At 38.8% G+C, this 15,299-nt stretch carries 18 protein-coding genes and 1 pseudogene; 4 read left to right on the forward strand and 15 right to left on the reverse strand.

All coding sequences use genetic code 11. The annotated features are described in order from the left end of the window. Window positions 1–438: 438 nt before the first annotated feature. The gene (locus F6K13_RS00450) at window positions 439–678 is read right to left on the reverse strand and encodes a hypothetical protein (protein ID WP_124147650.1); all 240 of its coding nucleotides are present in this window, start codon (window positions 676–678) and stop codon (window positions 439–441) included. Between F6K13_RS00450 and F6K13_RS00455 the strand changes: the two genes are divergently transcribed. Next, window positions 654–1,229: an EF-hand domain-containing protein gene (locus F6K13_RS00455; RefSeq protein ID WP_124147651.1), complete on the forward strand. Its 576-nt coding sequence runs from the start codon at window positions 654–656 to the stop codon at window positions 1,227–1,229. The genes F6K13_RS00450 and F6K13_RS00455 overlap by 25 nt on opposite strands. Before the next feature lie 162 nt (window positions 1,230–1,391). Beyond that, a pseudogene (locus F6K13_RS00460) lies at window positions 1,392–1,496 on the forward strand (IS1 family transposase); the annotation flags it as partial. 36 nt (window positions 1,497–1,532) lie between these two features. On the opposite strand, the gene F6K13_RS00465 reads toward F6K13_RS00460, so the two are convergent. From F6K13_RS00465 to F6K13_RS00500, 8 genes are all read right to left on the reverse strand, one after another. Beyond that, on the reverse strand, window positions 1,533–2,753 hold the full coding sequence (locus tag F6K13_RS00465) for an NAD(P)/FAD-dependent oxidoreductase (RefSeq protein WP_205127565.1): 1,221 nt from the start codon (window positions 2,751–2,753) through the stop codon (window positions 1,533–1,535). A gap of 314 nt (window positions 2,754–3,067) precedes the next feature. Next, entirely contained in the window at window positions 3,068–3,799 is a 732-nt protein-coding gene (locus F6K13_RS00470) for a metallophosphoesterase (RefSeq protein ID WP_124147652.1), read from the reverse strand. Between the two features lie 378 nt (window positions 3,800–4,177). Further along, window positions 4,178–4,993, reverse strand: coding sequence for a metallophosphoesterase (locus F6K13_RS00475; protein WP_124147653.1), 816 nt, complete (start codon window positions 4,991–4,993; stop codon window positions 4,178–4,180). A 538-nt stretch (window positions 4,994–5,531) separates the two neighbouring features. Then, window positions 5,532–6,293 (reverse strand): GTP-binding protein, encoded by a 762-nt coding sequence (locus tag F6K13_RS00480; RefSeq protein ID WP_124147654.1) that lies wholly within the window; start codon window positions 6,291–6,293, stop codon window positions 5,532–5,534. 54 nt (window positions 6,294–6,347) lie between these two features. Further along, entirely contained in the window at window positions 6,348–6,515 is a 168-nt protein-coding gene (locus F6K13_RS00485; RefSeq protein ID WP_161564745.1) for a hypothetical protein, read from the reverse strand. Between the two features lie 14 nt (window positions 6,516–6,529). Further along, complete coding sequence (locus tag F6K13_RS00490; RefSeq protein WP_124147655.1) at window positions 6,530–7,723, reverse strand: FAD/NAD(P)-binding protein; 1,194 nt, start codon at window positions 7,721–7,723, stop codon at window positions 6,530–6,532. A gap of 694 nt (window positions 7,724–8,417) precedes the next feature. Further along, window positions 8,418–8,594 carry a hypothetical protein gene (locus F6K13_RS00495; protein WP_287286649.1) on the reverse strand — a complete coding sequence of 59 codons (177 nt, stop codon included), beginning with the start codon at window positions 8,592–8,594 and terminating at the stop codon, window positions 8,418–8,420. Window positions 8,595–8,857: 263 nt separating this feature from the next. Continuing rightward, window positions 8,858–9,013 carry a hypothetical protein gene (locus F6K13_RS00500; RefSeq protein WP_287286651.1) on the reverse strand — a complete coding sequence of 52 codons (156 nt, stop codon included), beginning with the start codon at window positions 9,011–9,013 and terminating at the stop codon, window positions 8,858–8,860. On the opposite strand from F6K13_RS00500, the gene F6K13_RS00505 reads away from it, so the two are divergent. Next, a complete protein-coding gene (locus F6K13_RS00505; protein ID WP_287286653.1) occupies window positions 8,987–9,343 on the forward strand; it encodes a transposase in 357 nt (118 codons plus the stop codon). The two genes, F6K13_RS00500 and F6K13_RS00505, sit on opposite strands and share 27 nt — an antisense overlap. 241 nt (window positions 9,344–9,584) lie before the next feature. On the opposite strand, the gene F6K13_RS00510 is transcribed toward F6K13_RS00505, so the two are convergent. The 5 genes from F6K13_RS00510 to F6K13_RS00530 all read right to left on the reverse strand — a co-directional run bounded on the left by F6K13_RS00510 (window position 9,585) and on the right by F6K13_RS00530 (window position 13,214). Beyond that, a complete protein-coding gene (locus F6K13_RS00510) occupies window positions 9,585–9,944 on the reverse strand; it encodes a hypothetical protein (protein ID WP_124147643.1) in 360 nt (119 codons plus the stop codon). A gap of 94 nt (window positions 9,945–10,038) precedes the next feature. After that, window positions 10,039–10,434, reverse strand: a complete 396-nt coding sequence (locus F6K13_RS00515) for a heme-binding protein (RefSeq protein ID WP_124147642.1) — start codon at window positions 10,432–10,434, stop codon at window positions 10,039–10,041. A 166-nt stretch (window positions 10,435–10,600) separates the two neighbouring features. Next, the gene (locus F6K13_RS00520) at window positions 10,601–11,170 is read right to left on the reverse strand and encodes a cytochrome b (protein WP_124147641.1); all 570 of its coding nucleotides are present in this window, start codon (window positions 11,168–11,170) and stop codon (window positions 10,601–10,603) included. A gap of 947 nt (window positions 11,171–12,117) precedes the next feature. After that, the gene (gene moaB, locus F6K13_RS00525) at window positions 12,118–12,636 is read right to left on the reverse strand and encodes a molybdenum cofactor biosynthesis protein B (protein ID WP_124147639.1); all 519 of its coding nucleotides are present in this window, start codon (window positions 12,634–12,636) and stop codon (window positions 12,118–12,120) included. Between the two features lie 23 nt (window positions 12,637–12,659). After that, a complete protein-coding gene (locus tag F6K13_RS00530) occupies window positions 12,660–13,214 on the reverse strand; it encodes a Uma2 family endonuclease (protein ID WP_124147638.1) in 555 nt (184 codons plus the stop codon). Window positions 13,215–13,873: 659 nt separating this feature from the next. Here F6K13_RS00530 and F6K13_RS00535 point away from each other — a divergent pair. Next, window positions 13,874–14,611 (forward strand): hypothetical protein, encoded by a 738-nt coding sequence (locus F6K13_RS00535; RefSeq protein WP_205127559.1) that lies wholly within the window; start codon window positions 13,874–13,876, stop codon window positions 14,609–14,611. A gap of 82 nt (window positions 14,612–14,693) precedes the next feature. Here F6K13_RS00535 and F6K13_RS00540 read toward each other — a convergent pair whose 3' ends face one another. Then, window positions 14,694–15,242: a protein kinase gene (locus tag F6K13_RS00540; protein ID WP_124146437.1), complete on the reverse strand. Its 549-nt coding sequence runs from the start codon at window positions 15,240–15,242 to the stop codon at window positions 14,694–14,696. Window positions 15,243–15,299 lie beyond the last annotated feature (57 nt).

The following is a 15,299-nucleotide window of genomic DNA, read 5'->3' on the forward strand; positions in this document are numbered from 1 at the left end:
TGCCGATCTTCCGGTCAATGGGCGGATTCTTTGTATCGGTGTTGGTTTCGCCCTCAAGGATATTTAGTTAGTGCGGATTTAGCGTCTGATATGTCCACTTCGTCCTATTTCCATTGATATCATGTCCGTTGGTATCGTTTGTGTAAACCCAAGGGTAAATATCTACAGGAAATTTAGATTTTTTTCTGGCGAGGGTAGCCTTCTTCCCTTTTCTTTACTCTTCCCTCTTCCCTCTTCCTTCTTGCCTCTTCCTTCTTCCTTCCCTTTGCTATACAATGCCGATCTTCCGGTCAATGGGCGGATTCTTTGTATCGGTGTTGGTTTCGCCCTCAAGGATATTTAGTTAGTGCGGATTTAGCGTCTGATATGTCCACTTCGTCCTATTTCCATTGATATCATGTCCGTTGGTATCGTTTGTGTAAACCCAAGGGTAAATATCTACAGGAAATTTAGATTTTTTTCTGGCGAGGGTAGCCTTCTTCCCTTTTCTTTACTCTTCCCTCTTCCCTCTTCCTTCTTGCCTCTTCCTTCTTCCTTCCCTTTGCTATACAATACCGATGCTACCGGACATGATATGACTTCTCTTTCCTTAACTTGACACCAATGGTTGAAAACGCTAAAATTGCCAGAAGTTAATTGTGGAATTAGGAAGAATGTCTCTAGAAGATTTGTTGTCATCTAATTTTTGGGTTGCCAAGATGAAAACCTACTTCAAGGTCATGGACACTAACCAAAATGGTTTTTTGTCGCGCTCTGAATATGAAGAGATTGCGGAGCGGTTGGTACAAAATCAAAACGATCGGTCGAAAGACGAAGAAATTCGTGCAGTGTTTCGCTCCCTGTTTGATAACTTTGTTGCTGGAGGCAGTGAGGTAGATGCTGAAACCGAGATCGGTTACGAAAAGTTCCTAGCCAATGCTGCAAAGGCGGTCTCGTTGATGCAATCGTCGCGTGAAGCGGGTAGACGAAAGAACGAAGTGTTCTTTGATTTCGTAGATACAGATGGCTCTGGAAAGATATCCCGTGAAGAATACCGAAAGTATCTAGCAATATACTCTGGGGGAGAGGATACCGACCGTGCCGATCAAGCTTTCGACAGCATTGATGTTGATGGCAATGGTTTCATCTCCCGCGTCGAGTTCATTGAAGGTCATATGAACTACTGGTATGAACCCACTAGCGATCCGAGCTATTCTCCGCTTCCCTATGGGCCATTGGTAGATTCATAATATTAACCCGAGTTTGAGAATCGGCTGCGTGGTAGGTATGGACTTTAGCCGCGATCGCTCCCTAAGCGATCGCCGTCATCCTTTCTTGTCACAAAGTTTTAACGCTTGCCGTTAGTATAATAGTCCCGCGTCCCTTTCGCATCTGGTAGTTCACCATGTAAATATCGAAAAACTCTCTGTTACTCTAAATCTCTAAAAATGTTGAAGTATTCGATTCGTTTACTTGTACATTACTTGAGATTTAAAACTTTACCAGTTCCCACTTAAACATTACGCATTCTCCAACACCATAAATCTTATTGTTCAACAAACACAATCGTCATTACAGCAAGAAAGGTCATCTAAGAACAAACCTTGTCGGCGATATTCTTCCAAGGTCGTAGGATCGATTCCCAGACGTTGAGCAAGCGCATTTGCTACCACAGCAAATCGCTGCCGAAATTTATAAATGAAACAAAAAATTAGATTGCCGTGACGCACTGAAGGACCGACGACAAATAATCCTGGAGTTAGGGTAGACTCATCTTCTTGAGTCAGAGCTGCATAGCCATTTGTCCAGTCAAATAGAGGTGCGATTTGTTCTAAACTGCTATTAAACCCCGTACAGAGAATTGGCCGTGTAGAACTAAACCACTCTTCGTACTCGCTCTCCACCACATATCCTTTTTTTACTGCTTTGACTGCTTCAATCTGCTTGTCTCCAATTAGTTCTACCCGACCCATAGAATAAGCTATTTCTAAACGTTTTAGACTATAAGGAGACAGAGAAACACTAGGATCTGAGTCTAAGTTTGACCAGCTACTCTGGCGATCGATTAACTTTACTTTTTTCCCTAATGCTGCCAAATTTGATGCTGCATCTACACCGCTTTCATAGCCTCCGACAACTACAAATTCGTCCCCCTCAAGCTCTCTCCAAGAATTTATTTGGGAATTATGAATACACAATTCTGCCCCTGGAAAAGGATTAAGATTTGGATATTGAAACTCTCCTGCTGCCCAAATCACAAACTGTGAGCGCAACTCGCCTTTAGAAGTTTCCAAGACAAAGCCTTGGCCTTGAGGTAAAGCTGCAAGAGTTTTCACATTTGTCTCAGTTTTTATAGGTAGTTGAAAATGCTCTGCCACAGTCTCCAAATATAGGGCATATTCTTTCCCTGAAAGATGTTCCTTTCTGAAACTGAGGGCAGGAGAAGTATTTAAAACTACTGCGTTGAGATCCAGCAATCCAAAACCATGACTGGGAAACGACGGAGTAATGAACCCCATTTCTTCTGGCCAACGGCTAAAAGAAGCCCCGATTTGATGTCGTTCTAAAATGACAAAATTTTCAATTCCTAAATCTTTTAAGACTACGCCACAGCCAATTCCCGCAGCCCCAGCCCCCACAATTACAACTTCAAAACGGTCGTTAGTTTTGTTCACAAGAAGACAATCTCGAATAGATACTTTATGATAATAATAATCATTATATAAAAAAAAAGCTAGCTTTCTAACAAAAAATCTTGGTGAGGAAGTGGTCATTTCAGTTATCAGTTATCAGTACCTCTAGCTGTTTGCGCAGCATTCCGTAGGAAAGCAAGAAGCTTGACATAAGGAATATTCTCTGAGGTAAGAGCAAGATTATCAAAATAATATGGGTCTAAAACCCCGCCTTTTAAGGCGAAATATTTTTAGAGCGGGGCTCAAATCCCCATTACAAAAATCACTTCTGACTCTCTTGGTCGATTGGATATGGCGAACTTCGGAGCGGCTCTGTTAAGAGCGGGAGACCTCGCCATCCCATCCTTCGGAATGCTCCGCAAACGACCGCTTCTGACTTCTGACTTCTGACTTCGTTAAGAATATGCCTCGCTAACTGTTCTAAATTTCACTTGATTAGTACCAGGATTATAAAGAGTATAAGTCGCATTTCCCGGCACACTTCCCACATTACCGACTCCTATAACCTGACGGAGTGTTGTCAAAGTTTGAGTAGATGATGTTGTCTCAATAGTACCTACTTCAGCTCCCAACTTTGTCACTCCACTACTCACCGAACCATTTTCCAACTGATATTGAAAAGCTAAACCAGAGCGACCACAAAATAAATTATTAACGCCAAAACGCATTAATCTATCTAACATTTGTATCGGTGGAGTATCAGGAGTTAATTTATCCCTTACCCCCACAGTGCTGCCGTGAATTAATAAACAGTCAAGTTCAGAGAAACCAAAGGGTAAATTTCTCAACCATTCTACTGTTTCTCTATCCACATTATCCCATAATTTTTTCACAGTATCCATACCATATTCTGCTATTAATTCTGTCGGTTCAGCTGTGGTAGTTAATCCATGTAAAATCAAACATTGTTCTTCCCACCATCCCATACAGACTTGGGGTATAAGTTCGTTTGTTTTGGGATAACGTACTCGCTCTACTAATTTTTTGCAATCTCTATTTAGCCCGACTAAATCTCCTAAAATATATAAAGCTTCTACAGGATATTTCTGTTTTTTTATATCAGTAAGTACCGCTTCATAAGCTGTGATATTTCCTTGGATTCCAGTTAAAATTGCCCAATAATTCATATGATTTTTTGCTTTTTTTTAGGTTACAACAATTTCCACAGTTATGAGGCAAACTTTTAGATCCCCCCCTGCCCCCCTTAAAAAGGGGGACTTTGAAGGCTCCCCCCTTTTTAAGGAGGATTTAGGGGGATCGTAAATGTACCTTATCTTTATGGGAAATGCTATAGATAAAGTGAGATTAAATTGATAATTAATAATGGATAATTAATAATTACCTCTGGTTAAAACAGTTATTGATTGAATATAAGGAAATATTATTTCTTCTGTTGGTCAATTGGATATGACGTTTTCGGCTAAGAGCCCAAACGACCGCTTTTTTTCCCTTAAAATGGGAGGCTTTAAACCAGAATTATTCAATTATTAATTATTAATTATTACTTATCTTTCACAAATATGAGTAGGGTCATCAGCTCTTTCAGCAAACTCTAAACCTCTTGCCAAACGCCAAGCAAAAATTTCTGGCAATCCCTTATTAATTATAGCTTCACAAGTAAGTTGATAATTATAAGGAATCTCTCGAATATTTACTTCTCCTGTTTCATTGTCATAAATAACATAAGTAGCATTCGGTCTACCATGACGAGGTTCTCCGACAGAACCAACATTAACAATTTTTTTCATAGGAGCAATACAACTGTTTGACTCTAAATTTTCCCTCCCCAAACTACTAACTTTAACTAATAATTGACCAGCATCAAGAGTCCGAACATAAGGCACATGAGTATGACCGCAAAACAATACATCAGCACCACTACTTAAGACTCTTTCAACTGCTAAAAATCCATCTAAATCTGGCAATAAATATTCATGGTTACTATGAGGACTACCATGAACAAAACACATATTTTCTTCTTTCAAAGTATGAGGTAAAGATGCTAAATATTCTCGCGTTTCTGGATGAATTTCTTTATTAGTCCATTCATGGGCTAACTGACCACGTTTCTCTGCTAATAAAGAAGGATAACTACATTCACAAGAATTTAATCCCTCCACAATATCTTCATCCCAACAACCTAAAACTGTGGGAATATCTAAACTGCGAATTTGCTCGACAACCGCGTTAGGATGGGGACCATAACCAACCAAATCTCCCACACAGAAAATTTTCTCTGCTTTCTGTTTTTCTATATCTATTAATACAGCATTTAAAGCTTCGTAGTTGCCATGAATGCAAGACATAACTGCGATTTTCATACTAATTATTCCTCTTTCATTAATGGATAATGGATAATATCGTTTCACGGAATTCAAAAGTCAAAAGTCATGCATCGAGTGCGTAATTCTGAGGTCCCCTCAGAATGTAAGACGCACTCAAGACAGTCAAAAGTAAGATTTTATAGCTCAAAACTTTGATGCTTCAGTAATTTCAGCAAATTATTCGACATCTAAAGTTTGGAACTATTTGTAACATTCTTTTTTCAAATTGGTATAATGGATAATTACTTCTGGCTAAAACCGTTATTGATTAAATATAAAGAAATCATATTTCTTTTCTTGGTCGATTGGATATGGTTAGGAAACCCATCCATCCTACCCTACAGGAAGCTCCGAATATCGACCGCTTTTTTCCCTTTAAAAGGAAAGGCTTCAAGGCGCGAATTATTTAATTATTCATTATTCATTATAGGAAACCCATAAATCCCACCCTACGGGGATCTCCGAATATCGACCGCTTTTTTCCCTTTAAAAGGGGAGTCTTCAAGGCGCGAATTATTTAATTATTCATTATTCATTATTCGGTAATTCCTAATGTTTCTTTTACTTGTTGTTGATCAGCTAAAATTGCTGCATCGGGTAAACAACAATCTTGTAAAGTTTCTGCCAAAGCTTTTTGATTTAAGTTATGACCAAAAACTTCAATTCCACTAAAACGTTCTGGTCTACCTTCTAGCCACCTTGGTAAATTTAATTCTCGTTCTTCAGTCTCTTTTCCTAGTACAAAATCAAAGTACAAAGCACGTCCGTCAGCAATATCAAAAATTGCTTTAGCACGCATAATTTGACCATAAGCTCCAGCAGTTAATTCTTCATACCAAAAAACATCTAAACTTGCCGGATCGATGACTTGACCCTGGGTGGGCGATCGCCAAAATTGACAATTATTAATATTACTCTCAATAGCAAATCCTTCAACAGTTTGGTTTGCCCACTGATGCCATTCGCTATTTTCTATTCCTGGTGGGATAATGGCAATACGACTGCTAGGAATTTTATCGAGGAATGATGACATTGCATCTAACTCTAAATAAAAGCCTAATTCGATGAAAGCAACTGTACCATTAGCAAGATATTCTATGAGTTTTGACTGTTGAGCATCAGTAATAATTTTGAGATTGGGAAAATCCGTAGCCAGGCAAGTGTGGTCAATGGGAACATTGCCAGTACCGGGGCTAAAATAGACAGCAGGACTATCTTTCGGCATTTGTTCCCGAATAAAATTTGTTTTGCCGACTCCCGGTAGACCAGCTACTACAGTAATTATAGGTTTTGACATTTGGCGTTGGTAATTTGAGGTATGATATCATTTTCCCCTTCTAGGGGAGCTGCGCTAACGGATAAGAGCGTTATAGAACTCCATGACCTTTACGCGACCAAAAAACTTTCTGCTTCTACTATTCTTTCTTCTTCTTTCTTCCCTCCTGACTCCTGACTCCTGACTCCTGACTCCTAAGTAATTAAGACTAATATCATACACTAATTTACCAACTCCTGACATTTTTCTTCCATAGCTCAATTTTTCAATGCTGATACGATACGGCTACTTGCCATCCTTGCCCCCGATAGGTTTCTGGCGACAGGTCCTACTTGCAAAGCAGCTAACCCACCCATAATAAATAGTTTACAACCAGACCAGCACAAATATTCATCTAATACTGGCAACCCGTTCACTATTTTCACTGGGTGAGTATGCAAGACTTCTTTTAAGATAGGTTGTTGTGTGACATCAAGTTTTGTACCTGTTGCTAACCAGATACGATCGCCCTCCCACATCATTCCATCATCACATTTTACCTGCCAGCGATCGCCGACAAACTCAGCACCCACTACCTGACATTCCTCAAAAATAGATAACTCGTCTTGGTGTTGGTAACGGCGCAACTGAGTCATCACTTCTGGTGTCACGGAGCCGCCATCTCGCGCTTGTTGAATTAACTGCCATCGTTTTTGCCAGTCAGTTTCAGCGCTAAAACCTTTTAAATATTTTGGACCTAACCAACCAGCGTCGGCATCAAATAATTTCTCTTTGAGCTTACGTCTTAACATCAAGGCTACATTTGCGCCTCGTTTTAAAGCGCCCAATGCTAAGTGACCGCTAGTTAATCCCCCACCGATAATCAGCACTTTTTCTCCTCTGAGTCGCAAACCTTGCAAGTCTACTTCGTGGGAGTGACAAAGACTTTCGTTTGGATAGGGAGTAGAAATTTTTTTCGCCCATTCTGGAAGTTGCGGTTTTCCCCCACCATTAGCTATGACTACTTGACGAGCTATGGTTGAGTTACCATCATCTAGTTCAACTCGAAAGTTAGGTTTCCCTCGGTAGGTTATGGGAGCAATGTTTGTCACTGATGCTTTGTATACTTTGTCTTCTAACTGCCAGCGACTAACTACGTCTTGGGAAAATTCTTGAAATACTTTTGTTCCAGGTAAGTCGTAGGGAGGGAATAGTTCGTTTGGGCGATTTTCCGCAAACCGACGCAGGGAATAGGGGTCTGGGTCTGGGTGGTGAACGACGGGCGATCGCAAGTGGGGTATATCTTGAGCTGCAAACTGCTGTCGCCACTGACTCATCCAAGTGCCACTGGGGTCAAATACTATTATTTTATGGCGATACTTTTCCCGTTTTTGCAACAGATGAGTTACCAAAGTTAGGGCGTGGGGTCCCGCACCTACGATGGCAATGTTGGTTTGTTTTGGTAAGGACATGGAATTAAAGAACCATAATTATAAGAATGATAATCATTATTATTTTAATTATATATATAGCTGTAACGGCTCGCAAACAAGATTTTTCCTAGGTCATGCTGCGCAAACAGCTCACATTAACTACAAATAAGCTGTAAGCTTATTGATGTCTGCATTACAAGCTTATAAATACATATTGTCTCAAATTTATAGACAAATATTACAGCCAATGTTCAGTCTACAAGAGTACAGTAATACCAAGGCTCTGCCCATAACCTACATTTTGTAGTACTTGAAGAAGGAGACAGGAGACAGGAGACAGGAGACAGGAGGAAAATTACATGGGGATAGTCAACGAAGGGCCGCTCCGCGTCTACGCTCCCCCAAGTAATGCGTGAACACCCCCGTTGACGGTGGGGTATTAAACCCACAAAGAAAATGATAATGTAGGAGTCAAGAGTCAGAATTTAGGAGAAAGTCGTAGTAGTCAACAATTAAGTAAATATTAAGCATAAATATTTTCCTGAGAATTTGACGAATGAGAAAGTTAATATAGAAATATTTATAGAGTATAAATACTTACCAAACCACTGCTTTTCATAATATATACTAATTAGGGCTTGCTGATTAAATCTACAAGCATTGACATATAAAGAAAAGTGCCTTTTTGGGGTCGAAAAAAGTGCGCCTATTTCAGTCATTAACGCTCAAAAAGTTAGTATTTTAGGCGCATAGTTGGGCAGAAAAATCTAGGGACAATTCTTACTTCTACCTCCTCGCTCCCGACCCATTTCTCCTGTCTCCTGTCTCCTACAAAGAGCAAAAAGACTTTCCATACGCAAGCCCTAATTACCTTGTTGAGTTTTGCGATCGCTCTACTCAAGCTAATCAAAGGTTAGCTCCGCCTCAATTTATTAGAGTATGATATTCATCAATCAGATATACCTATTTTTATTCTTTTTATTTTGATTCTTTTCTGCTTCCTAAAATATTGATAATTAAACCTTGCAAAAAAATCATTATGTTATAATTATTATACCAATTTCATAAAATATTGCAAAGGGTGAGGACACACTTAACTGGGAACACCGGAGCTGGGAACAGAGAAAGAAAAACATAAATATTAAAGAGGAAAAAAGGTGGAAATTTTAGAATTTATGCGGCGGGTGGCATGGGAACGGGATCGTCGGCGGTCTGCGGATCGTCAAAGCTGATCTGCCGAACCGCGAACTCGCGCGGCGCGTCCAGCCCCTCGGTGATCGTGCTGGTGCCGGTGAATATCTCATCGTCTTCGTCGAGCGGCGCGTGCATTCGAGCCGCTGCGTCGGCCTCTGCCGTGAACTCGTCGTAATAGAAGACCTTAATGTATCAGGAATGATGGCTAACCATAAGCTGGCTAAAGCTGTTGCTGATATGGGGTTTTACGAATTTCGTAGACAGTTAAAGTACAAGTGTGAGTTATACGGTTCTCAACTAATAATTGTTGACAGATGGTTTCCTAGTTCTAAGACTTGCAGTAGGTGTGGAACTGTAAAAGAGTCTCTATCTTTATCTGAGAGAGTGTTTAAGTGCGAACACTGCTATTTTAGTTGTGATCGAGACTTGAATGCAGCATTAAATTTAGCTATGGCGGGCAGTTAGTCCGTGTCAGCTTGTGGACTGGATAACGCCGACGTTGCCAGGCAGAAGCAAGAATAGAACTGATTATTTAGAGAAAATCATAGATTTATATAGATAATCGTAGGTTTCTAAGAACGGTTTTATTTGGCATTATCACAGTTAGTCTTTTTGGTATTTGGACAAAAAGAAACGCCAAAGAGTAGCCATTGTTTTGAGCAATATTTTTTTTTCGTAGAGAAATTTACGACTCACCTTTTGATTTCTAGCTAATGGATAGATAAGTGAGTCGTTCTGAATTTTCAGCGACGGAAACTCCAATTAACGTCACATGACTCTCTAAAGGAATAGAAGCAAAATAGCAACAGAGTTCTTCAGTCGTTCCTCCAGGACATAGGGGACAATCGTTGACAATTATAGGTAAACGCTCTCCCCATTCCTGTAATCGCTGTTCCATCTCGACCATATCTAATCCATACATATCAGATGGATTACGTTGAGCGCGAAGATGTAACGTAACTTGAAAATCATGCCAATGGTTCTCTATCCAGATTGGAGGATTATGATGCTTCCGACGTAAGGTAGCACGGATTTGATAATCGAAGATTAGGGACTGCTTAATCATTTGTGACTATGAAGGTAGAATCAAGCGAGAAGAAATAAATAGACTTCTCCAAGCCTGATCTTACCTTATCCATCTCAAATGATGTTTTCAAGAATTAAAATAGGGCTGCTCCAGCTTCGGCTACGGCATGGTCTTGCTCTCCCGACCCCCCACTAACTCCAATTGCCCCCACTACTTGTCCCTCACTGTAAAGGGGGATTCCCCCAGCAAAAATCATTATTTTGCCATTGTTAGAGGCATGAATCCCAAAAAATTGTCCTCCTGATTGACTCTGTTCGGCTAAATCTTTAGTGGCCAGATTGAACGCCCGCGAAGTATACGCTTTTTTAATGGAGATATCGATACTTCCGATCCAGGCTCCATCCATTCGTACATGGGCTACCAGATTTCCTCCCCCATCCACTACTGCTATATTCATTGGTTGACCAATTTCGAGTGCTTTTTTTTCGGCGGCACTAATTACTCTTCTGGCATCTTCTAATGTAACCATTAATCCCTCCATTGGACTTGATCTTAGATGTCTGTTAATTTAGCTGATTGAGTTAACATATATTCAGACTTTAAGTACACTAGCAAATTACAGGCTATTAGACAATACCATTTTATTATCTCTAAGTTTCAGTCAATCTCGCTATCAATTGAGCCAAATTTTTGTCTTAGCTAGGTTTAGTTTTTCTTTTACTAATGCGTCGCCAAAATCCTTTGACTACCTTGAATTGATCGATCGCGTGTAAGATAATAAATGCTAAAAAAGTATAAGCTAACCAAAAATGTATGTTTCGACCTAAGTCTACTAAGTCACTATTCTGGGGAAATAAATCAGGTAAGGTTAAACCAAAAAAGCGGACATTATTGCTTTTAAAGGAGTTAGAAAAAAAGAAACCACTAATAGGAACAGCCCACATAAAGATATAAAGAGAAGTATGCAGGGCTACTTTTTGCATCCATTTAAAACTATACTTGGGCAATCGCTTAGTATATTTCTTCCACCACACTTGTAATAGAGTTAAAATTCGCCAAGTTAATAAAGCCATTGCCAATACTCCTAGAGATTTATGGAAATCATAAAGTAAGTTTCTTCCAAAGGCTTCTCTAGGCAAACGCGACATAAAACAACCAACTAAAAATATAATAATGTAACAATTAAACATCCACCAATGGATTGACATTAAATTTTGGTAAGCAGAATTTTTTCTCGGTTTGTTTGTTTTTGAAGCTTGAGCCATGATTTTCCCGCAAGTTATTTTACAGTGATACTATTTATTAAATTTTAAAATTTAATATCAATTGTAAATTTTCTATAAGAACTTTGTGGTCATTATTACTTGAGAAGTTTTTATGGCAGCGATAAGTTTAGACGAAAATCAATTCTGATAGTACAAAAATAATCATTTTAAAATTTTTCCAGCGATCGCTGATACTGGCCAATTAGTAGTAACAGAGCGATCGCCAGCTCATTTCTAAGTTTCAGTTAATCTCGGTATCAATTGAGCCAAACTTCTATCTTACGCTAGGTTTAATTTTTCTTTGAACTCTGACAATATCAGATATGGTAATGTTTATTTAGTTTATGTTAGAAAAATAAATGCAAAGTCATGCACACAACAGCAATTGATTTTATACAGCGTTTTATAGGAANTATAATAGGGGACTTGTAACATCCAACGAAACTTCTAACATCCACACCAGTGAACAAGATTTTTACGAGCGTTGTCAATTGGTCGGTGCAGCATTTGTAGCCGGCATCAAGAATATGCAAAATCTGTTTTAAATTATTATCAAGAATTTAGATACACGGGGTTAAAACCCACGTTCGCAAGGGGCTGTGGGGCAAATCGAATTCGCCCCCTTGTAAGCCCCGCTCCACTGCGATCGGTTAAAACGGGATGGCTTTCTCTAGCTCACAGTTTTTTATGTAGGGCTTGCTGATTAAATCTAAAAGCATTTACAGATAAAGATTTTAGCCGATAATGGTCTTGAAAAAGTACAAGCTTTTTGCTCCTTAAAGCTGAAAAATTTAGGATGAAAGGGTTGCATAAGGCAGAAAAATCAAGGGATAATTCTTTCTCCTGCCTCCTCTAAATTTCTTACTCCTCCTGTCTCCTGACTCCTACCCTCACCCATAAGACTTTTTCAGCAAGCCCTAAGTAACAAAGCGATCGCCCGACCATTTTTAAGTTTCAGTTAATCTCGGTATCAATTGAGCCAAATTACAAGGACGATTACGAGAATCTAGTTGCTCTTTGATAATATTCCATCCTGTTTGACAAGCACCACTAGAACCAGGTAAACAAAAGATATAAGTACCGTTAGCTACGCCTGCCAAAGTTCGAGACTGAATGGTAGAGGTTTTAATTTCTTGATAGGAAATCATCCGAAATATCTCACCAAACCCTTCAATTTCTTTGTCTAAGAGTGGTTTAATCGCTTCTGGTGTACCATCTCGTCCTGTAACTCCCGTACCACCAGTAGTCAAAATTACTTGGACAGATTCATCTGCAACCCATCTAGATACTACAGCACGAATTTGGTAAATGTTATCGGGAACAATAGTTTTTTCTGCTAATAAATGTCCTGTTGTTGTTAAATTATCGACTAATATTTTACCCGATTTATCATCAGCTTCGGTTCTTGTATCAGAAACTGTTAGGACGGCGATTTTTAAGGGTAGTAAAGATTCGTTTTGATTCATTTTTGTGATTTTTAAATTAAGTTTTAACGGAAATAATTTTCTACTTCTAAAACACTTTTACCAAAACAACTATTGACAATTGTTGTCACGCGATCGCTGTTTAAGTTAGGCAGAGAATTGCTTATTGTTAATTCTAAATATCCTGAATCACGATAAACAAAGAATTTAACTTTATTGTTTTCCCATAGCCAAACTTCAGGAATTTTTAAGTATTGATATTTAGTTAAATCGTCCATACTCCCTGATGTTAGATTTATTTCTACTGCCAAATCTGGCTTGTCTTTGTCTATTTCAAAACAGTAAGCTACATCTGGTTCTTTCCCTTCTTTTCCTTCTTCCTTAAGAGTAGTTTGATTAAAGGTGAAAATAGGCATATTAAGATTACGACAATACGCCAAAATAATCAACCTGATATAATCACCAATCAATTCATGGTTACGTCCTGGGGACACGATAGTAATAACTCCATTGCGAAATGAAACTCGTTTACTGGGTAAATCTAAACTAATATATTCAGCCCAAGTTGTATTAGTAATTGTGCTAATTCGATCGCTTTTTTGTGTTCCAATAGTTAACATTTTTACTTAGGGGATATAGTTATTTCGTTACTAATCTAGAATATCAGACTAAAAAATCTAAATATTAGCCTAAAGAGCGATCTTATCATCTAAACTCTCTTTCAAGGGGTTTGAGTAGCAACTGATACTGTTGATGAACTTAACAAAAGAGATAGATTCGCGAATATTATTTGCGAATATGTCCAGTTAATTATTTGATTTTTGTTTTGGTTGCTCGTCAAAACCAACGTCCAATAAATTTTGTGACAAAGTATCAATAGTACGTTGAATTTAATCAAGAACGAGAACACCTAACCACCTGCATTACTGCCGTAATATGAGCTTGACTACCAGGTTTTGCTAAATGCTTATATTTACTAAAACTCTTAGCCTCGTTAGTTTTTGGAAAAATTGGCTCTTGTGCTTGAAGTTTCTAGTACCAATAAATGTTTTGCTGCTGTCGTACTTGAAGCCCGAGAAACTACTGTCCCTAGAGGAGTAACTTCACCTTGAGCAATAATTTGTTTTTTTGGGATCTCGCGATCGCGGATGTGATACGATCAATTCGTTCAATTTGGTCTGATGATGCTTGTTTTTGATTCATACAGGAGAAACATTAAGAAAAGGAGAAGATGATTCGCGATTTATATTCGCGAAGTATTAACTAAGTTTAACAAATATTGAAAGATTACGGAAGTAGTATAAAGATTATGGCTCTACATCCTCAATCAATGAAACCTGTTCCACCCTTAACAAAAGAAATAGCACACCAAGCTTTTCCAAAAGGGAATCTCTACATGACTATTCGAGATGAATTGGGTATATTTTATCAGGATAGCGATTTTGCAGAACTCTATTCAATTGAAGGACAACCAGCCTTGCATCCTGGGAATGGAGAGTGGAAAAAATCGGGGGAGATGATAGCTAATAATCCTGGCTCAGTTGCAGTTAATTGTGGCTCAAAAGCAAATCTAGTTGCAAATAATCCTGGCCGAAAAAGTTCGTTATTGCTGGCCCGGGGCTTTCTTATTGCTGGCTGCTCCCATCTTTTAATTATTACGATTATTGCTTCTGTATTGAATTGGTTAGGAGCGATCGCAACTTTAGCCAATATTATTAACCCTTTGATGGGATGGTTTAATTTACCCCCGGAAGCCTCATTGCCTATTATTTTAGCCTCTATTCGCAAAGATGGGCTGCTATTATTTGCCGAACCAGAAACCTTGGCTATGTTAACTCCCTTGCAGGTGTTGACTGGGGTGTATCTAGCAGGAGTATTGCTACCTTGTTTGGTTACTCTGTTAACTATTGCGCGAGAACAGTCTCTTCGATTTGCCTTATTGCTGTTAAGTAGACAGGCGATCGCTGCGTTCTTTTTTTCTCTATTACTTGCTTGGGGAGGATTATTAATCAAGTAATAAGGAATAAGTAATAGAGTTATCGCTAAATAGAGGGAAAAAATCGCTCCAACCTAGACAGAGCAATAATTTCAAGGCCTTTTTAGCCACCAATAGCTACAATCCTTATATAACAAGGTTTTTGGGGGTTTTTGAAGTTATAAAGCGACAAGTCTAATACTATTTTTTGATCTGACTTACGACGCATCAAATTTTGTGGTTTGATGTCTCGGTGAACAATATTATTTTGATGAGCTACTGCTAATGCTTCTAAGATTCCTGTGAGTAAGGTGATAGTGTAAGACTCGCTTAATTTTTTCCCCGGGGTCAGTTCCTTACTTATATCGTGCCCTTCTATATATTCTTGTACTAGGTAAAATTCTGTTCCTTCCTGGAAATGAGCAAATAATTTTGGTATTTGGTCTGAGTCTTTGCCTAATTTGTATAAGGTCTTTGCTTCTGTCTCAAACAACTTTTGGGCAACAGGCAAAACTCCTGGGTCTGAACTTTTAGGTTTGAGATGTTTAACTACACATTTCGGATTTTCTGGTAGGTCTAGGTCTTGAGCTAAGTAGGTATCTCCAAATCCTCCACTTCCTAGAGGAGAGTCGATAATTTTGTAACGTTGTCTCAAGATTTTTCCAGACTGCATTTTCAGTTATCAGTTATCAGTTATCAGCTTTTTTAGTTATTAGTTACCAGTTATTAA

It is taken from the genome of Okeania sp. SIO2B9, from assembly GCF_010672505.1.
Classification (GTDB): Bacteria; Cyanobacteriota; Cyanobacteriia; order Cyanobacteriales; family Microcoleaceae; genus Okeania; species Okeania hirsuta.